Raw genomic sequence first — 18,937 nt, forward strand, 5'->3', positions numbered from 1 at the left:
GTGTGGGAGAGTAGGACGCCGCCGGACTTATATACGTGTGGGGCTGCCCTGTTTTCAGGGCGGCCCCACACGTATTTTCGGGGTATCTTCTCGATCTCGGTGAGGCTTCGATTTCGGTCTGTGGCCGCCGCGGCGTTGGCCTGTGGCGGCCTGTGTTCGTGTGTGGGGTCCGGGGACGTCGTGGCTGAGGTCGGTGGTGTGGGGCATACCCCGTACTGTGGACATCGCCGGGTCGTGTTTCGAGTACGTCTTTTTGGTCCGCAGAGAGCCCTGAGGACGCTGCGACCGGTGAGCTTGTGGGCCGGTTCGGTGATCGGCGTTGGGACACCTACAGCACAGCCGCGCGCGTGCGCGGTACGAAGGGGAACGGCCGGTCATGGCGAGGGACGACAGCAGGAACGAGGGCGGCCGGTCAGTGCCGTCCGCCTCGGACCGGTCCGGGCGGCACGACGGCGGTCCCCGCCGGGGGGGTTCAGCGGGGCGCGACAGTGGTTCGTCTTCGGGTGCTCCGAGGCGTGCGACGGGCGGCGGCTTCTCGGGTCGAGCGTCGGGCTCTCCGAGGCCAGCCGGTCAGCGCAACGCGGCGGCAGGGGGTCGCGGCGGTCGGTTCGGTGATCCCTCGAGCGGTGGTGGCCCAGCCCGGTCAGGCCAGGTCCGACGGTTCGCGAGCGCTCAGGATCGTGACGGTGGGGCCGGCGGTGGCCGGTGGAGCCGTGAGGGTGGTCAGAGCACCCGGCCGTCGGCTTCAGGCCGGGGTCCGGCGGGATCGGCTCGTTCGGCGGCGCATGGGGGTCCACGTGCCGAAGGCGGCGGCGGCCAGGGACAGTCCCGGCCGTCCTACCGGCGGGCTGGTGAGGGCGAGAGTGGTGACGCCCGCTCGGACCGGCGAGCCGCCCCAGGAGGCGGATTCGACCGCGGCCGTCGCGGACCGGAGGACCGCACGACCGGTGCGGCGGGCCGGCCACGGTCGGCTGCCGGCCGCGATTCGCAGGGCGCGGGCAGGACGCCGTCGGCGGGCGCGAGTGGTGGCCAGTCGCGGCGAGACAGTGCGGGGGACAGCGGTCGCGGGCGCGTCACGGCGGAGTCCGCCTGGAAGGCGCGCAAGGCTGCGGCGCCGCGCCGTGGGGGTGCCCCGGCGTGGGGCGGGCGTCCCTCGGGGGACCCGTCCGCACGCCCCGGCGGCTTCGCGGGGCGGGACGGAGCGCGCCGGGCGGATCGTCCCAGTTTCACGGGCCGCGCGGACCGAGGCGAGCGCCCGGACCGTCCCAGTTTCACGGGCCGCGCGGACCGAGGCGGCCGTACGGATCGTCCGGGTTTCGCTGGCCGTTCGGACCGGGGTGAGTACCAGAGCCGTCCGCCCTTCCGCGGTCGCGCGGAGGGCGAGCGTCCGGATCGTGGTGGCCGTCCGGACTCCGAGCGTCGTCCGTCGCGCTGGGACGAGGGGCGCGGCGCGGGCCCGGGCGAGCGCCGCGGGGGTCCGCAGGCCTCCGCGCGGACCGACTGGCAGCCGCCCCACAGGTCCCAGGACCGTCCCGGTGCTCGGGACAGCCGTCCCGCCGGGCGTGAAAGCCGACCGGCTCCGGACGACAGGAGCGGCAGTCGGGACTCCCGCAGTCGCGGCCCGTGGATGGCGACCCCGGCTGCGGCCGATGGTGCATCTCAGCGCCAGACGTCTCCAGGCGATCGGCCGGCGGCCGGCAGCCAGGGGACGGCGCGTCCAGGTGGGCAGTCCGACAGCCGGCGGGCCGGCGGGCCTCCCGGTGCCCCCCGAACCGGCGAGCAGGCCAGCGCTCCCCGTTCAGCTCCGTACGGGGGAGGCGCCGCCGGTGGGCCTCGTGCGGGCGCCGGTCGTGGTGATACGAGTCGTGACGGCGCTGGCCGGGGCGTAGGCGGTCATGGCGGGACCCGGGCAGGAGGTCCAGGTCGGACGGCCTCGGCGCGTCCTGATCGTGCGGGTCGTCCTGATCGTGCGGCGCGTCCTGACCGTGCGGGTCGATCTGATCGTGCCGCGCGTCCTGACCGTGCGGGTCGTCCTGACCGGCCAGCGCGTCCTGAGGGTGGCAGCCGGCGGCCTCGGGTGCAGACACCGCCGCTGCCGGATGAGGCGCGCGCTGACCTGCTGGACCATGACGTGCGTCGGTCGTTGAAAGGTCTGCCGGCGGGGCTGGCGGACACGATCGCTCGCCACCTCGTCGCGACCGCGCTGCTGCTCGACGACGACCCGGCGGCGGCGCTCGCCCATGCCCGGGCGGCCGCGGACCGGGTTCCTCGGCTCTCGGCGGTGCGCGAGGCGGTCGGTATCGCGGCCTACCACGCAGGCGAGTATGCGACAGCGCTGCTCGAGCTGCGGGCCGCGAAGCGGATGGAAGGCTCGGCTCACAACCTGCCCCTGATGGCGGACAGCGAGCGGGGGCTCGGCCGGCCGGAGCGAGCGGTCGCCTACCTGCGGGACCCCCAGGTGGACGAGCTTGATCCGGCTACCCGGGTCGAGCTCCTGATCGTGGCCTCCGGGGCCCGGCGGGATCTTGGCCAGCCGGACGCGGCCGTGGTGCTGCTGCGTGATCTGGCCACCGCCAAGGGTGCCCCCGCGCCGTGGACCCCGCGGCTCTGGTACGCCTACGCCGAAGCGTTGCTCGCCGCCGGCCGGCCCGAGGATGCGGCCCGCTGGTTCTCCTCCGCGGCGGCAATCGACGAGGACGAGAACGACGCGGCCGCCCGTGCCTACCTGATCACGACCGGCCAGCCGATGCCGGTGGACGAAGACGAAGGGCACGAGACGGCGGCCGACGAGGCGTCGCCCACCGACGAGGTACTGGATGACATCCCGTCGGTGGATGACATCCCGGTCGAGGACGAGACGGCAGACCTCGACGAGACGGCAGTCGTGGACGACGTGCGGGAAGACGACCCGCAGGCGGCCGAGGAGGCGGAGTCCGAGTCGACCAATGGTGGGCTGGCACCGGGCTCACCGGGCACGGAGTAGGTCGCCGGGGCCGGGCGGGGGAGTTCCCGCCGCCGGGCCGCGTCGACCGGGCCCGTGGGCCGCCGGACCCGTCCGGCGGCCTCAGCTGTTGGTGCCCAGCGTCGGTGCTCGCAGCCGTCGGTGCTCGCAGCCGTTGGTGCTCGCAGCCGTTGGCGTTCGCGGCCGTCAGCGCTCTCAGCCGTCCAGTGGACGTAGGACGAGACCGGTGCGCGGCTTCGGCGTGAACAGGGTCGACTTGCGAGGCATCCGTTCGCCGGCCTCCGCGACTGCGGTGACGTCGGCGGTCGGGGTGGGATTGAGTAGCAGGGCGGTGCCGCCGGCCGTGGCTGCGGCGGCGATCGCCGCGGGGGCGTCGTGGTGGTAGGCGACGACGTCCACCGTGTCCGCGAGTCCCCAGGTCTCGACGATCAGGGCGAGATGGGCGACCGTGACGTCGAGGCGACGGAACGCCTCGGAACGCTGCGCGGGCAGGCTGCGGGCGAGCAGCGCCGCGGACGGCTCGGTGAGCAGATAGGCGCAGGTGCCGTCGGTGACGACGAAGGCATGCCCGCCCCGGCCGGCCTCGGCCAGGTCCGCCAGGAGCTGGTCGGGCCGCACCCCGCCGTCGGCGACCTGGCGGACGGTGAAGGCCGTTGCGGCGAGACGCACCGCGTCGGCGAGGGGTAGGCCGGCGACGGAGCGGTGGATCGCGTGCACCTGCGGCCCCGACACGGTGGCGTCGACGAGGAACGCGAGACCGAAGTCCCAGGGGCCGGCGCCGTCTCCGGCGGCGTGCCGTTCGGCCTGGTAGTGCCGGTAGGTGGCGTAGCGGTGATGCCCATCGGCGATCACCGCCCGTCGCGGCAGCAGGTCTGCGGCCACGGCGGCGAGCGCTGCGGGATCGTCCACGGTCCACAGCCGGTGTGTCACGCCGTCGTCCGTGGTCGTCTCCACCTGCGGCGGTGTGTCGACCACGGTGGCGACGAGCCGGCTGGCCGCACCGCCGCCGGCGTAGAGCAGGAAGATCGGTTCGAGGTTCGCCCTGGTCGCCCGGGTCAGGGCCAGCCGGTCCGCGACCGTGCCGGCCATGGTGTTCTCGTGCGGCAGGATGATCCCGGCGTCGGGGTCGGCGAGCGCGACGGCGCCGATCAGGCCGCGCTGGAGGTGCCCGTCCTGCTCCTCCTCGCAGACGTAGATCGTCGGCCGTTCGTCCCGGCGCAGCACGCCGGTGTCGAGCCAGGCGCGCAGTGTGCGGGCGGCGCCGTCGTAGTCGTCACCGGGCAGGATGAGCCGGACCACGTTGTGCTCGTCGCGTTCCCACAGTCGGGCTCGCTCGTCGTCGTCGATGACGTCGTAGGGCGGCGACGACCGGGCGGCGAGATCAGCCCCGGAGACGGGGAAGCGGGCCGCCCTGATCGGCGCGAGGATGAGGCCCGCGGGAGCGGGGACAGGACGGTCGGCGTTCACCATGTGCCGCATCGTAGGGCCCGCCGGGTGACCTCCCGCTCATCCGGGCAGTGCCGGGCGGTGCCGCCGCGCGAACCGCGCCACCGTGCCGGCGTGCGCTGCTGACCTGCTCGCCGTATGTGAGGTTGCGGATGATGGCGGGCGACGCCGGCGTGGGGGAACGTGATCGTTGTCCGATCCGCGAGCCGGCGGGCGGTCGATGCGGCCACACTGGGATGAGCAGTGCACGCTGTCCCACTGGCGGACCTGTCACCACGGGTGGAGCAGAGGCCCCGCGGGCGTCGCGCTGGTCGCGGCAGGCGGGCCGAACGGGTGTGGCGAGGACCGCCTGGAGTGATGTCACCCCCGGCGGTGTTGGGCCGGGGGCGGGGTCCCGCGGGCGGGGCGACGCGCCCGGCGCGTGCGGCATCCGCCGGCAGGGACGGGACTGCGCCAGGGGTTCGTCGACGTCCTGGAGGTGGAGATGACTGACGAGACCGGCCGCACGGCAGAGACTCCGTTCGGGATGAGCCAGGACGAATCCACTCCCGCGCGACGCGAGGGTGGCCGGCCGCTGCCCGCGGGCGAGGTCTACGACTGGTACACCCGCGGCATGGCGCTGCTCGGTCACGGCGACGCGAACGCCGCCGTGCAGCTGCTCGAGCACGCCGTCGCCGCGGAGCCGGCCTCCCCGAGCCTGCGCGAGGCGCTCGGCCGGGCCCAGTTCAGCGCCGGCCAGTACCTCGCCGCCCGGGAGACGTTCGCCTGGATCGTCGACCGTCATCCCACCGACGACTACGCGCAGTTCGGTCTCGGCCTGTCAGCACGCAAGATCGGCGATCTGCGTGCGGCGGTCGAGCATCTCGCGCTCGCCACGGCGATGCGGCCGGACATCAGCGACTACGGTGTCGCGCTGCGTGGCGCCCGGGCCGCGCTGGCGCGGGCCTGACCCGCTGTCTCTGGTGATGTCCTGCCTCCGGTGATGTCCTGCCTGGTGATGTCCCGTCTCCCGTGCTGTCCTGTGCCCTGTGAGCCACTGTCCCGAGGAGAGCGCCGTGTCGGTTGACCATGCTGTCGGTCCAGGGGCCGCCGGGCGGTTCGGCGGTGGGCGGGAGCCGCTGCGCGGCACCGACCGTCCGCTCGCCGAGCTGTTCGACGTGGCCCTGATGGACCTCGACGGGGTCGTCAACCGCGGCGGTGCAGCCGTGCCGCACGCCGCCGACGCGATTACCGCGGCCGGTCAGTGTGGCCTGCGTACCGTCTACGTCACGAACAACGCGCTGCGCCCGCCGGCGGCGGTCGCGGACCGGCTGACCGGCTTCGGTGTTCCGGCGGCGGCCGCGGACGTGGTCACCTCGGCGCAGGCCGCCGCGCACGTGCTCGCCGAACGGCTGCCCGCCGGCGCCCGGGTGCTCGTGCTCGGGGGACAGGGACTGCGCGACGCCGTCGCCGACGAGGGGCTCACGCCGGTGGACAGCGCCGAGCCGACGCCCGACGCCGTCGTGCAGGGCTTCGATCCGGAACTCACCTACGCCCGCATCGCCGAGGCCGCCTATGCCATCCGGGCCGGCGCCTGGTGGGTGGCCAGCAACGCCGACCGCACCGTCCCGACCGAGCGGGGCATCGCCCCCGGCAACGGTTCCATCGCGGCCCTGCTGAGCGCCGCGACCGACCGGCAGCCGCTGGTCACCGGCAAACCGGAGGCGGCGATGCACCGCGAATCCATGCGTCGCAGCGGTGCCCGCACGCCGATCATCGTCGGCGACCGGCTCGACACCGACATCGAGGCCGGCTACCGCGCGTCCACCCCGACCCTGCTGGTGTTCACCGGCGTGACGACCCCCGCGGAACTCCTGGCCGCGCCGCCCGAACACCGGCCGAGCTTCCTCGCCGCCGACCTGCGGGGCCTGCTGCGCCCGGCGCCGTCGGTCCAGGCCGGCGGTCGCGCCGGCGCGCCGGGCGCAGCCTGCGGCGGGTGGGCCGCACGCGTCGAGGACGGCGTGCTGAGCTGGTCGGCTGTCGAGGGCACCGCGGGTCAGGGGGGCACCGCGGGGGACGGAGATGACGGGCTCGACGCGGTGCGGGCCGCCTGCGCGGCGGTGTGGGCGGCGGCCGACGCCGGTGTGGCCGTCCACGCGATCACGCCGGACCGGCCGCCGGGCTGCGCCGAGCTGACGCCGCCGGCGCCACGCGACTGACCGGCCTCCCGTCGCACCATCCCGCGCCGCGCCGACCGCCACAGCGAGAGCGACCGCGACCGCGACGGCTGCGGCTAAAGCAGGGAGCGCACCCGCAGCAGGTCGCGCATGCTCGCGTCGACCCTCAGCCGGCCGGCCCGCCACGCGCCGAGCACCGACAGGCGGCCCTCGGTGAGAGCCACCAGATCGTCACTGCCGACCGTCAGGATGATCTGCGCCCGCTCCCGGATGCCCTCGCCGATGTCGTGCAGGCGGCCGTCGCGCAGTTCGCCGTGGAAGTCCGTGTCGAGATCGGGTACCCGGCACAGGATCGTGCGGTCGGGAGCGGCGGGCGGGCGGCCCTCGCCGGCGAGGCGGTCGAGACGTGCGGCGATGGCCCGGAGCGCGGTCTCGCACTGCGACCTGTCTGCCATCGGCGGATCCGGCCCCTTTCGGGTGTGTTCGGGCATGCTCGTCGGGTGGCGGGCCATCCCATGGTGCCCCGGCGGGCCGGCGGGCGGCGGGCGGCGTCGCGAGGCCCCATCGGTGGCCGGTGTGTCCCCGCGCCGGTCGACGACGGGTCGTGGCGGGTGTCCCGGCGGCGGACCGCCCATGAGATACGTCGCATGACGTACGTCGCGCGGGACCGTCGCATCATCGGCGGAAAGTACGGGAGGCTGACACCGTGAACGCTGACCCAGTGAACGCTGACACAGCGAGTCCGGACATCGGCACCACGGACCTCGGGACCACGGACGTCCTGCCGGCGGAGATCCGGGACGCGCTTGCCCGGCTGGACACCCTCGACGGCCTGCCGACATCCGCGCACGTGGAGGTGTTCGAGGAGATGAACCGCCGCCTGGCCGAGGCCCTGGCCGACCTGGACGGGTCCGCGGGCACCGCGTCTCCGCCCACCGCGTCTCCGCCCACCGCGTCCCGGACCACCGCCCCGCCGCGGCCAGGGCCCGGTCCGGGCCGTCCGGCCCGCTGAGCCGGGAGCTCGCCATGGTGTCCCGTCGCGTACGTCTCGACAGCGAGCTGGTCCGGCGTGGTCTGGCCCGGTCCCGAGAGCAGGCCGTGGCCGCGATCAACGCCGGCCACGTGCTGGTCGCGGGCATAGCGGCCACGAAGGCCGCCACCGTCGTCGATGGCTCGACCTCGATTGCCGTCACCGCGGGTGACGATCCCGGCTGGGCCTCGCGCGGCGCGCACAAGCTGCTCGGTGCCTTCGCCGCCTTCGGCGTCCCTCCGCCCGACAGTTCCGGCGGCACGGACAGTTCCGGCGGCACGGACAGTTCGGGCGGCACGGATAGTTCGGGCAGCACGGCCAGTTCCGGGGCCGCAGACGGTTCCGCGGTCGCCGGCGAGCCCAGGGCCGACACGTCCAGCCCGTCCGAGGCCGGCGTGGGCCGCGTGGACGGTGCGGGGCTCGTGGACAGGGCAGGGCGGTCGCTGGTGGTGGCCGGACGGCGCTGCCTGGATGTGGGCGCGTCGACCGGCGGGTTCACCGACGTGCTGCTGCGCCACGGGGCGGCCTCGGTCGTCGCCGTGGACGTCGGGTACGGCCAGCTGCTGTGGCGGTTGCGGTCGGATCCGCGGGTGCGGGTGCTCGATCGCGTCAACGCCCGCGCGCTGACCCCGGCCGAGGTCGGCGAGCCGGTCGACCTCGTCGTCGGCGACCTGTCGTTCATCCCGCTGGAGCTGGTGCTGCCGGCGCTGCGGGCGTGCGCGGCGCCGGACGCCGACTTCGTGCTGCTGGTCAAGCCGCAGTTCGAGGTCGGCCGGGAGCGCCTCGGCGCCGGCGGGGTGGTCCGTGACCCGGCGCTGCACGCCACGGCGGTGCGCGCGGTCGCGGCCGCCGCGGCCCAGCTCGACCTCGGGGTCGCGGGGGTCACGGCGAGCCCGTTGCCGGGGCCCGCCGGCAACGTCGAATACCTGTTGTGGCTGCTCGCCGGCGCGCCGGTGCTCGACGAGGACGATCTGGCCCGCGCTATCGCCGCCGGGCCGGCCGGTGGCCGCGACTCCGTGCGGTCGGGGTGACGGGATGACGCGTGAGGTTCTGGTCGTCACCCATCCCCGCCGGTCGATCGTCCGGGAGAGCGCGCAGCTGGTGATCGAGGGCCTGGCCGCCGCCGGGGTCAGCCCCCGGGTGCTGCGCGACGAGGCCGAGCAGCTCGACCTGACGGGCGCCGCGGTCGTCCCGCACGAGGCCGACGCGGCGGTCGGTGTCGAACTCGTGGTCGTCCTCGGCGGCGACGGCAGTCTGCTGCGCGGCGCCGAGTTCGCCCGCGCCGCCGACGCGCCGCTGCTCGGCGTCAACCTCGGACACGTCGGTTTCCTCGCCGAGGCGGAGCCGGACGCGCTGGCGTCCACCATCGACCACGTCGTCCGCAAGGACTACACGGTGGAGGACAGGATGACCGTCGACGTGACGGTCCGCCGTCGCGGCGAGGTCACCTACACCGGCTGGGCGCTCAACGAGATGTCGTTGGAGAAGGCCGAGCGGGCCCGGATGCTGGAGTGTGTCCTGGAGATCGACGGGCGGCCGCTGTCCCGCTGGGGCTGCGACGGGGTGATCTGCTCGACCCCCACGGGTTCGACCGCCTACGCGTTCTCGGCCGGCGGACCGGTGATGTGGCCGGGGGTGGAGGCGCTGCTCGTCGCGCCGATCAGCGCGCACGCGCTGTTCGCCCGGCCGCTGGTACTCGCGCCGAGCAGCACCGTCGCGGTGGAGGTGCTGGAGCCGGTGCCGGGCATTCTGTACTGCGACGGGCGCCGGCTGGCCGAGGTGCCGCCGGAGTCGCGGGTCGAGGTCGTGCGCGGGCGGCGCCCGGTGCGCCTCGCGGTGGTCCGTCCGTTGCCGTTCACCGACCGGCTGGTCGCCAAGTTCGATCTGCCCGTGGCCGGCTGGCGGGGCCGCAACGAGCGTTGACGATCCCGCGCCGGCGCGGCCGGGCCGGGATCGGCCGCGCCGGCCGGTGCGGGACGAGGCCGGCGCAGCCGGATGTGGGCGACGATGTCGGCGGATGCGGCGGGGCGGTTAGAGTTCGGGGCGTGCTCGAGGAGATTCGCATCCGCGGCCTCGGGGTCATCGACGATGCCGCCCTCGACCTCGCCGCCGGCCTCACCGTCGTCAGTGGTGAGACCGGCGCCGGCAAGACCATGATCGTCCAGGGCCTTGGTCTGTTGACCGGCGGCCGAGCGGACTACGGCCTGGTCCGGCCGGGGGTGGAGCGGGCGTTCGTCGAGGGGCGGCTGGTGATCCCGGCCGACTCCGCGGTCGCCGACCGCGTCCGTGAGGTCGGCGGCGACCTCGATGACGATCCCGGTGGCGCGGTGCTCGTCGTCGGGCGCACGCTGACCGCGGAGGGCCGGTCGCGGGCGCAGGTCGCCGGCCGGTCCGTCCCGGCGAGCGTGCTGGGCGAGATCGCCGAGGACCTCATCGCCGTCCACGGCCAGTCCGAGGCGCAGCGGCTGCTGCGCCCGTCCACGCAGCGCCAGGCGCTGGACCGGTTCGCCGGCGAGGCGGTGGCGACGCCGCTGGCCCGTTACGGCGTCGTCCACGCGGAGCTGAACCGGGTCAGCCGGGCGCTCGTGGACGTCACCGAACGGTCGCGGGAACGCGAGCAGGAAGCCGAGCTGCTGCGCATCGGCCTCGCCGAGGTGGAGCGGGTCGAGCCGACCGCGGGGGAGGACGTCACCCTCGACGCGGAACTCAACCGGCTCGAACACGCCGAGACCCTGGTGCGCGCCGCCCGCACGGCGCACGGGGCGCTGATGAGCGATCCGGCGTCCGGCTCCGACGAGCCCGGCGCCGTCGACCTCGTCTCCGCCGCCCGCCGCGTCATCGCCGGCGACTCCGATCTCGACGCCGAGCTCGCCGCCCTCGGCGCCCGGCTGACCGAGGCCGGCATGCTGCTCACCGACGTCGCCGCCGACCTCGCCTCCTACGCGGAGAGCATCGACGCCGACCCCGCCCGCCTCGCCGACGCCCAGGATCGCAAGGCGGCGCTGACCAGCCTCACCCGCGCCCACGGCACCGACATCGACGGCGTGCTCGCCTGGGCCGACCAGGCCGGCCGCCGGCTGCTGGAACTCGACGGCGCCGGCGACAGCGCGCAGACCCTCACCGCCCGCCGAGACGAACTGGCCGCCGAACTCGCCGGCCTGGCCGTCGAGCTGACCCGCGCCCGCTCGGCGGCGGCGGACCGCTTCGGCACGGCCGTCGCCGCCGAACTCGCCGGCCTCGCGATGCCCCGCGCCCGCGTGGAAGCAGCCGTGTCCCAACGCGCCGACCCCGCCGGGCTGCCCGTCGGCGACCGGTCGCTCGCGTTCGGCCCGTCCGGCGTCGACGACGTGGAACTGCGGCTCATCCCACATCCCGGCGCGCCGGCCCGCCCGGTGCAGAAAGGCGCCTCCGGGGGTGAGCTGTCCCGGGTGATGCTCGCGATCGAGGTCGTCCTCGCCGCCGCCGACACCGGCTCGACGATGGTCTTCGACGAGGTCGACGCCGGCGTGGGCGGGCGCGCCGCCGTCGAGATCGGCCGGCGCCTCGCCCGCCTCGCCCGCACCCACCAGGTCATCTGCATCACCCACCTGCCGCAGGTCGCCGCGTTCGCCGACCGCCACCTGGTGGTGCACAAGGCCGACGACGGCTCGGTGACCCGCAGCGGCGTCATCACCCTCGACGACGCCGGCCGGGTCCGCGAGCTCTCCCGGATGCTCGCCGGCCAGGAGGACAGCAGCCTCGCCCGCGGCCACGCCGAGGAACTCCTCGCCGCCGCCGCCGCGGACAAGGCCCGCGCCTAGGATCGTCCCGCCGATCTTGATGATTCGGTGGCGGGGCCACCATGGTCACCCGAAGGTGGCGGGCACTACCTTTCGTCATGATGCGCGCCGCCATCGCGGCCGCCTACGGGATCGTCATCGCATCGATCTTCATCTGGCAACCGAAGATCCACGGGCAGCGCCGTGGGCGTCCCGCCAGCCGGGTCGGGCGGGAGACCGGGTCAGCTCGTCCGGGAGTCCGTCGAACCGGGAACCGTCACCGTGCGTCAGAGCCTTCGACCACGCGGAGGACGGCGCCACCGGTGCCGGAGCCAGTGTCGGAGCCGGGACCGGAGCCGGGACCGGAGCCGGAGCCGGGACCGGAGCCGGAGCCGGGACGTTGCGCGACGTCGGGATGAGGTCGTCGTGCGGCCGCGGGGGTGCGCGTAGCCGCGAGCAGCGCCGGGGTCGTGAGGATCAGCAGGCCGGCCGCCGCGATCGCCGGGCGCGGACCCACCGCAGCGGCCAGCGCGCCCCACAGAGCGGTCAGCGCGGCGACCGCGATCTTCACGCCGACCGACCACGCGGCCAGGGTGCGGGCCACCCGATGCTGCCCGGTGTGTTCGAGGCGGTAGGTGACCAGCACCGGGTTGAACACCGCCGCGCAGGTCACCACGCCGAGCTGGGCGGCCATGACGAGCAGCAGACCGCCCGCGCCGGGCTGGACGAACGCCAGCGGTAGCAGCCAGCACGCCCGCGCGGTGCCGGCGACCCGCAGCACCCGCAGGCAGCCGTGCCGCGCGACGAGGGGGCGGGCGAGCCGGGAACCGAGCAGCCCACCGACGCAGGGTGCCGCGAACGCGAGCCCGTACTGCCACGGCGCGAAGCCGAGGTCGCCGAGCATCAGCACGGCGACCACCGGCGCCGTCGCCATGATCAGGCCGTTGAACAGGGCGACGTTCAGGAACAGCAGACGCAGCTCCGGATGGGTCACCAGATGGCGCCATCCCTCGGTCAGCTCCCCACCGCGCGGTCGTGGTCGTGGCCGTGGTCGCGGTGCTGCGGGCGTTGCCTGCCGGGGTACCGCCGGCGCGGCTCCCCGGGCCCGTCGGCGTGCGCCCCGCGGGTTCGCGGGCCGGACCGCGGGCGGCTCGCCGGCACCGACCGCCCGCAGCCCCAGGGCGGAGAGCAGGTAGCTGGCCGCGTTCGCCAGCACCGTCGTGACCGGGCCGAACAGGCCGATCGCCGCCCCGCCCAGCGGCGGGGCGACCGTCGTGGCCAGCCAGGTCGTCGCCTCGAGGCGGGCGTTGGCGGTGAGCAGGTCCGGGCCGGCGAGCAGCCCTTTCAGGAACGCCCCGGCGGCCGCGGTGAACGCGATGTCGGCGGCGGCGACGACGGTCGAAACGACGAGGAGCTGCCCGAAACCGAGCCGGCCGATCGTGTACGCCACCGGCACGCTGAGGACCGCCACGAAGCGGACGAGGTCCATCGTCATCATCACCGGCCGTTTGCGCCGGAACTCCACCCACGGGCCGAGCGGCAGCGCCACCATCGCCCCGGCCGCGAGCCCGGCGGCCGCCATCGCCGAGACGGCCCCCGGCCCGACGTGCAGCACGGTGATCGCGATCAGCGGGAAGGAGTCGAACGCCAGCCAGGTGCCGATCGCCGAAACCCCGTAGGCCGCCCACAGCCACCCGAACCGCCGGCCCGGCCGGCGCCCGCCTGCCATTCCCCGATCACCCCTCGTCCCACCCGGTGAACAACCACGCGTTGGCAGCGGCCATCCAAACGCCCCCGAGCGTCGCAGATCAAACAACCGGCCGGCGCGATCCGTACAACCAGAGGTTGTTCGGTGGCCGGTAGCCTGACCGGGTGGATCTGGCCGCGGTGCGCACCGTCGTCGCCGTCGCGCGGACGGGGCAGTTCCAGCAGGCGGCCGCCGAGCTGGCGATCACCCAGCAGGCGGTCTCCAAGCGGGTCGCCGCCCTCGAGAAGGACCTGGGCGTGCGGTTGTTCACCCGCACGCCGCGCGGCGCCGAGCTCACCATCGACGGGCAGGCGTTCCTGCCGCACGCCCGCGAGCTGCTGCGCGCGGCGGACCGCGCCCTTGCCTGCGTGCGCCCGGGGCACCGGGCGCTGCGCGTGGAGGTCATCAACCGGCGGATCGCGACGGCGACGCTGCTGCGTGAGTTCCACGGCGCGCATCCGGACGTCGAGCTCGACGTCGTCACCCTCGCCGAAGCCGGTACCGACACGGCCGTCGCCGCCGTCCGCGCCGGCACGATCGACGCCGCGTTCCGGGCCGTCGGCGCACCGTCGACCAGCGCGGCCGCGGCCGTCGACGGCCTGTGGGGCGTCGCGGTGCGGCGGATCCTGGACGAGCCCCACCAGTTGCTCACCGGCCCCTGGCATCCGCTGGCGGCGGCCCGGTCGGTGACACCGGCGCAGCTCGTGGGCCACCGGCTGTGGATCCCCGGCATCCTGCCCGGAACCGAGTGGGGTGCCTACTACGCCGAGCTCGCGGCAGCGTTCGGCCTGGGCATCGACGCGATCGGCCCGAACTTCGGCACCGAGCACCTGCTGGACGCCCTCGCCGACTCCGCGACGCTGGCCACCCTCGTCGGCGCGGGAACCAGGCTGGTCTGGCCGGCCCAGCACGACCTGCGCCGTATCCCGCTACGGGATCCGACGCCGGTCTACCCGCACTCGGTCATCTGGCGCCGCGACAACCCGCATCCGGCCCTGCCGGCGCTGCTGCGCTACCTGCGCGACGCCGCCGCGCCGAGGCCCGCCCGGCCCGACGGCGCGGTCTGGACGCCGACGTGGGCAGCCTGAGCGCCCGGCACCGGCCGGTGGTCGGTCGGCCCCCCGGACATGTGTCGGGAGCCCGTCGACCACGGGCCTACGCCCCGATCCTCCGGCCCAGAGGATCCAGCCGGGCGTCGAGCGCGGTCAGGGCGTCGAGGGCACCCAGCGGGACGGCGACGCCGGTACCCGGGTGGACGGCCGGCGCGACCGGATTGACGCGGATGAGCCGTCCGCCGGCCAGCGACTCCGCGGCGCGGCGCACGGTCGCCACCGCGGTCCCGGCGCCGATCTCGAGGACGACCAGCGGGCCGCCGTCGCCGCCCGCGCCCGCGGTCGCGGCGGACAGCCATGCCTCGCACGCCCGCAGGGCCCGGTCCGTGCGGTGGCCAAGCCAGGAGCCGTCGCCGAACATGAGGATGTTCGGACGGGCGAGATCGCCGCACCACGGGCAGCGGGGCAGCGGCCCGAGGGCGCGCATCGTGTCGGGGTCGACGGCCGGCGGGGCACCCTCGGCCGGCCAGATCCGTTCGTTGCAGGGAGTGACGCACTGGAGATGATGGATCGAGCCGTGGACCTCGGCCACCGCGGCGATGCCCGCCCGCTGGAACTGGCCGTCCACGTTCGAGGTGAACACGTGCAGGCCCCCGGGCAGCCGCTCACCCCAGCGCCGCAGCAGACCGAAGCCGGCATGCGGCACGGTCGCGCGGTACAGGCCGAGCCGGTGACCGTAGAAGCCCCAGGCGAGGGCCGGGTCGGCGCGGAAGTGAACCGGGTCGGCGAGCTCCACGAACGACAGGCCGAGCCGGGCGTAGGGCGGGTACGCCTGCCAGAACCCGGCGTCGCCCCGGAAATCGGGCAGACCCGAGTCCACCCCCATGCCGGCGCCGGCGCAGACGAGGAGCGCGCCGCCGCCACGGAGCAGGGCCGCCGCGTCGTCCAGTGCCGCCCCGACCCGCGCGTCGGACGCTCCCGTCACGTCGGCGGAGGTCGATCGACCTGAGTCGTGCATCCGACCATTGTTCCCGGTCGACGGCGTGATCTGCCGCGAGCAGGGTGGCGGGAAGCTGTTACCGTGAAGTCCCGTGGAGGCGTCGGGTCCGGACCGGCGGCATGACCACGGGAGTCTCGTGTGGGCCAGGCGCATGTCACCAAGCACATTTTCGTCACCGGCGGAGTTGCCTCCAGCCTGGGCAAGGGGCTGACCGCATCCAGCCTCGGCCGGCTGTTGAAGGCACGCGGCCTGCGGGTCACGATGCAGAAGCTCGACCCGTACCTCAACGTCGACCCGGGCACGATGAACCCGTTCCAGCACGGCGAGGTGTTCGTCACCGATGACGGCGCCGAGACCGACCTGGACATCGGCCACTACGAGCGTTTCCTCGACGTGAACCTCGACGGCAGCGCGAACGTGACGACCGGGCAGGTCTACTCGGCGGTCATCGCCCGGGAGCGGCGCGGCGACTACCTCGGCCAGACGGTGCAGGTCGTCCCGCACATCACCGACGAGATCAAGGACCGGATCCGCCGGCTCGCGAACGACAGCGTCGACGTCGTCATCACCGAGGTCGGCGGCACGGTCGGCGACATCGAGTCGCTGCCCTACCTGGAGGCGATCCGTCAGGTTCGCCACGAGGTCGGCCGGGACAACGCGCTGACGGTGCACGTGAGCCTCGTGCCGTACCTGGCGCCCTCCGGTGAGCTGAAGACCAAGCCGACGCAGCACTCGGTCGCCGCGCTGCGCAGCATCGGCCTGCAGCCCGACGCGGTGGTGTGCCGGTCGGACCGGCCGCTGCCGGAGGCGCTGAAGAAGAAGATCGCGATGATGTGCGACGTCGACGACGAGGCGGTCGTCGGGGCACCGGACGCGAGCTCGATCTACGACATTCCCCGGGTGCTGCACCGGGAGGGCCTCGACGCCTACGTGGTCCGCCGGCTGGGCCTGTCGTTCCGCGACGTCGACTGGACCGAGTGGGACCTGCTGCTGCGCCGGGTGCACCAGCCGGCGAACACGGCCACGATCGGGATCGTCGGCAAGTACGTCGACCTGCCCGACGCCTACCTGTCGGTGACGGAGGCGCTGCGTGCCGGGGCCTTCGCCACCGACACCCGGGTCGAGCTGCGCTGGATCACCTCGGACGAGTGCGACTCCCCGGAGCGGGCCGCGGCGCGGCTCGAGGGCGTCGACGGGATCATCGTTCCGGGCGGTTTCGGCGTGCGGGGCATCGAGGGCAAGCTCAGCGCGCTGCGCCACGCCCGGGAGAACGGCATCCCGACGCTCGGGATCTGCCTCGGCCTGCAGTGCATGGTCATCGAGGTCGCCCGGCACGTCGCCGGCCTGCCCGGGGCGAACTCCACCGAGTTCGAGGCGCACACGCCCCATCCGGTGATCTCGACGATGGCGGACCAGCACGAGGTCGTCGCCGGTACCCGGGACATGGGCGGGACGATGCGTCTCGGCCTCTACACCTGCGTGCTGGGCGCCGGATCGGTGGCCCGCGGCGCGTACGGCGTGCCCGAGGTCGCCGAGCGGCACCGCCACCGGTACGAGGTGAACAACGACTACCGCGACCGGCTGGCCGCCGCCGGCCTGGTGTTCTCCGGCACCTCGCCGGACGGCCGGCTGGTCGAGGTGGTGGAACTGCCGGCGGACGTGCACCCGTACTACGTCGGCACCCAGGCGCACCCGGAGTTCCGCTCCCGGCCGACGCGGGCCCACCCGCTGTTCCGCGGGCTCGTCGCCGCCGCCCTCGTGCACGCCGACCGCCGTCGCGGCGTGCTGCCGGTCGAGCTGCGGCCCGACGACAGCAAGGACAGGCTGACCGGCGCCGGAGCGGGCACCGTGACCGACACCGGGCCGGCCACGGGGACCTCGGCGGCGCCGGCAGCCGACGTCGTCGCCGAGGAGGGCGCAGGCTCCCAGAGCGCAGCCGCCGCTGCCGGCGGGTCGGGACGGGGCGCCGCCCGCCGCGGCGCGGGCGCGGGTCGGGCGGGCTCCGCGGCCACCGCCAACGGCACCGGCGCGCTGGTGGCCAAGTGACCACGCCCGGGCACCGCTACGAAGTCACCGACAGTCAGCTCGGTTATCAGGGGCGGATCATCGCGGTCCGCCGCGACCTGGTCAGCATGCCCGACGGCGACATCTCCCAACGCGACGTCGTCGTGCACCCCGGCGCCGTCGGTGTCGTCGCCCTCGACGACGCCGGGCAGGTCGTGCTGGTGCACCAGTACCGCCATCCCGTCGGGGCCCCACTCTGGGAGCTGCCCGCCGGCATCCTCGACGTCCCCGGGGAGCCGGCCTCCACGGCCGCCGCGCGGGAGCTCGGCGAGGAGACGGCGCTGCGCGCCGAGCGGTTCGACGTGCTGGTCGACGTGTGGTCCTCACCCGGGATGACGGACGAGGCATACCGGATCTTCCTGGCCCGCGGCCTGAGCGACGTGCCCGTCGCCGAACGGCACGTGGCGGAACACGAGGAGGCGGACATGGGCGTCGCCCGCGTCGACCTCGACGAGGCCGTCGCCAGGGTGCTGCGCGGTGAGATCACCAACGCCATGGCCGTCATCGGCCTGCTGGCGACGGTGCGCTCCCGCGCCGACGGATTCGCCAGCCTGCGCCCGACCGACGCGCCCTGGCCGGGCCGCCCCGCCCACAGCGGCTGAGCCGGCGCAGGCTCAGCCGACGGTGAGCCGCTGCTGGTGAGCCGCTGCCGGCGACCGCCAGCGGTGGCCCTCCGCGGGACTGCCACCGTCTACGGTGCCACTGTCTACGGGCCTGCCACCGTCTAGTCGTTGTGGACGAGGACGCCCGCGGCCTCCTGGACGACGAGCGGCTGGGCGACGGCGAGGTTCACCGCGTCCAGCGGGAACGCCTGCGCGACGCCGGGCAGGATGAACGTGCCGTCCCAGGTGACGGTGAGGGCGACCTGGAACTGGCCCGGCCGGGCGTACCTGTGCGTGACGTAGGCGTCGGGGTGGTCGCGGGGCGAGATCGCCGCGTCATACGGCCGGCCGGGCGCGTCCGGTCCGACGGAACCATCGCCGAAGTCCCAGTGGTAGTGCGGGACCGCGCTGATCGTGGCGACGACCGGCTGGTCGACGTTGAAGGTGAACGAGTCCGGAACCGGCGTGTAGAGGATCGTGGCGAGGTTCGCGAGGCTGCGGCCCGACGGGGCGATCACGATGGACGGTTTGGGCAGGAGTTTCTCGCGCAGGTAGTCGACCAGCTGAGCCTGCACGTTGGCGAGCGGCACCGCGGCCGGGGCCGCGTCCGGGATCAGGGTGTTGACGCAGCCGGCCGTCGCCGCGTCGTACTGCGCCCGCTCGGCGGCGGACATCATCGGGTCGGGCCCGACGGCTTGGAGCAGGTCACAGACATCGGCCGGGTCGTCCGGGCAGTTCTGTCCGCAGTTCACCGGCCGCGTGCGGGCGTCGCTGCCGGTATCCAGGGGGACCTGTTCCAGCATTCCGTGGGAATACCGGTACTGGTAGCCGTTGTCCGTCGCCCGGGGGCAGCTGCCCCACGGCGAGTCCGTGGAGCACGGCGTGCGGGTTCCCGCCGCCGGTGCCGCGATCGCCCGGCCGGCCGAGGTCGGTCCGCCGTCCGGTCCCGGCAGCGGCAGGGCGCCGACACCCACCAGCACCAGGGCCGCCGCGAGAACCATCAGCGCGCGCGCCGGCGCCCGCCGGCGGCCCCCCCCCCCCCCCGAGCCGGTAGTCCGGGGCGACAACGACGAGGCCCAGCTCCGCGGCCCAGTCGAGCGGCTCGTGCACGCCGGTGCGG

The 18,937-nt window shown here is 74.7% G+C and carries 15 protein-coding genes; 10 read left to right on the top strand and 5 right to left on the bottom strand.

Features of this window, described 5'->3' with window-relative positions; genetic code table 11:
- The first annotated feature begins 2,077 nt into the window (after positions 1-2,077).
- Positions 2,078-2,983, top strand: coding sequence for a tetratricopeptide repeat protein (locus tag MXD60_RS17995; protein WP_248820478.1), 906 nt, complete (start codon positions 2,078-2,080; stop codon positions 2,981-2,983).
- A 174-nt stretch (positions 2,984-3,157) separates the two neighbouring features.
- Here the strand turns inward: MXD60_RS17995 and MXD60_RS18000 are convergent, their stop codons facing one another.
- Positions 3,158-4,441 carry a DUF1015 family protein gene (locus MXD60_RS18000; protein ID WP_248820479.1) on the bottom strand — a complete coding sequence of 428 codons (1,284 nt, stop codon included), beginning with the start codon at positions 4,439-4,441 and terminating at the stop codon, positions 3,158-3,160.
- Positions 4,442-4,934: 493 nt separating this feature from the next.
- Here MXD60_RS18000 and MXD60_RS18005 point away from each other — a divergent pair, with 493 nt between their 5' ends.
- Positions 4,935-5,357 (top strand): tetratricopeptide repeat protein, encoded by a 423-nt coding sequence (locus tag MXD60_RS18005; protein ID WP_248820490.1) that lies wholly within the window; start codon positions 4,935-4,937, stop codon positions 5,355-5,357.
- A 106-nt stretch (positions 5,358-5,463) separates the two neighbouring features.
- Positions 5,464-6,606, top strand: a complete 1,143-nt coding sequence (locus MXD60_RS18010) for an HAD-IIA family hydrolase (RefSeq protein WP_248820480.1) — start codon at positions 5,464-5,466, stop codon at positions 6,604-6,606.
- Between the two features lie 74 nt (positions 6,607-6,680).
- On the opposite strand, the gene MXD60_RS18015 is transcribed toward MXD60_RS18010, so the two are convergent.
- Positions 6,681-7,019 carry an alkyl sulfatase gene (locus MXD60_RS18015; protein ID WP_248820481.1) on the bottom strand — a complete coding sequence of 113 codons (339 nt, stop codon included), beginning with the start codon at positions 7,017-7,019 and terminating at the stop codon, positions 6,681-6,683.
- A gap of 266 nt (positions 7,020-7,285) precedes the next feature.
- On the opposite strand from MXD60_RS18015, the gene MXD60_RS18020 reads away from it, so the two are divergent.
- From MXD60_RS18020 to recN, 4 genes are all read left to right on the top strand, one after another.
- Positions 7,286-7,576, top strand: a complete 291-nt coding sequence (locus MXD60_RS18020; protein ID WP_248820482.1) for a hypothetical protein — start codon at positions 7,286-7,288, stop codon at positions 7,574-7,576.
- 17 nt (positions 7,577-7,593) lie between these two features.
- Positions 7,594-8,625, top strand: coding sequence for a TlyA family RNA methyltransferase (locus tag MXD60_RS18025; protein ID WP_248820491.1), 1,032 nt, complete (start codon positions 7,594-7,596; stop codon positions 8,623-8,625).
- 4 nt (positions 8,626-8,629) lie between these two features.
- Complete coding sequence (locus MXD60_RS18030) at positions 8,630-9,517, top strand: NAD kinase (protein WP_248820483.1); 888 nt, start codon at positions 8,630-8,632, stop codon at positions 9,515-9,517.
- 122 nt (positions 9,518-9,639) lie between these two features.
- Positions 9,640-11,394: a DNA repair protein RecN gene (recN, locus tag MXD60_RS18035; RefSeq protein WP_248820484.1), complete on the top strand. Its 1,755-nt coding sequence runs from the start codon at positions 9,640-9,642 to the stop codon at positions 11,392-11,394.
- 235 nt (positions 11,395-11,629) lie between these two features.
- Here the strand turns inward: recN and MXD60_RS18040 are convergent, their stop codons facing one another.
- Positions 11,630-13,081, bottom strand: a complete 1,452-nt coding sequence (locus MXD60_RS18040) for an MFS transporter (RefSeq protein WP_248820485.1) — start codon at positions 13,079-13,081, stop codon at positions 11,630-11,632.
- A gap of 143 nt (positions 13,082-13,224) precedes the next feature.
- Between MXD60_RS18040 and MXD60_RS18045 the strand changes: the two genes are divergently transcribed.
- Positions 13,225-14,187 carry a LysR family transcriptional regulator gene (locus tag MXD60_RS18045; RefSeq protein WP_248820486.1) on the top strand — a complete coding sequence of 321 codons (963 nt, stop codon included), beginning with the start codon at positions 13,225-13,227 and terminating at the stop codon, positions 14,185-14,187.
- A gap of 67 nt (positions 14,188-14,254) precedes the next feature.
- On the opposite strand, the gene MXD60_RS18050 is transcribed toward MXD60_RS18045, so the two are convergent.
- Complete coding sequence (locus tag MXD60_RS18050) at positions 14,255-15,169, bottom strand: SIR2 family NAD-dependent protein deacylase (protein WP_248820487.1); 915 nt, start codon at positions 15,167-15,169, stop codon at positions 14,255-14,257.
- A gap of 120 nt (positions 15,170-15,289) precedes the next feature.
- Between MXD60_RS18050 and pyrG the strand changes: the two genes are divergently transcribed.
- Both pyrG and MXD60_RS18060 read left to right on the top strand, forming a co-directional pair.
- Positions 15,290-17,197, top strand: coding sequence for a CTP synthase (gene pyrG / locus MXD60_RS18055; RefSeq protein WP_248820488.1), 1,908 nt, complete (start codon positions 15,290-15,292; stop codon positions 17,195-17,197).
- Complete coding sequence (locus tag MXD60_RS18060; RefSeq protein ID WP_248820489.1) at positions 17,194-17,817, top strand: NUDIX domain-containing protein; 624 nt, start codon at positions 17,194-17,196, stop codon at positions 17,815-17,817. Before pyrG ends, MXD60_RS18060 begins: the two co-directional genes overlap by 4 nt.
- 122 nt (positions 17,818-17,939) lie before the next feature.
- On the opposite strand, the gene MXD60_RS18065 is transcribed toward MXD60_RS18060, so the two are convergent.
- Positions 17,940-18,818 (bottom strand): PKD domain-containing protein, encoded by an 879-nt coding sequence (locus MXD60_RS18065; protein ID WP_308222526.1) that lies wholly within the window; start codon positions 18,816-18,818, stop codon positions 17,940-17,942.
- Positions 18,819-18,937: the final 119 nt, after the last annotated feature.

The organism is Frankia sp. AgB32 (genome assembly GCF_023243045.1).
GTDB lineage: Bacteria > Actinomycetota > Actinomycetes > Frankiales > Frankiaceae > Frankia.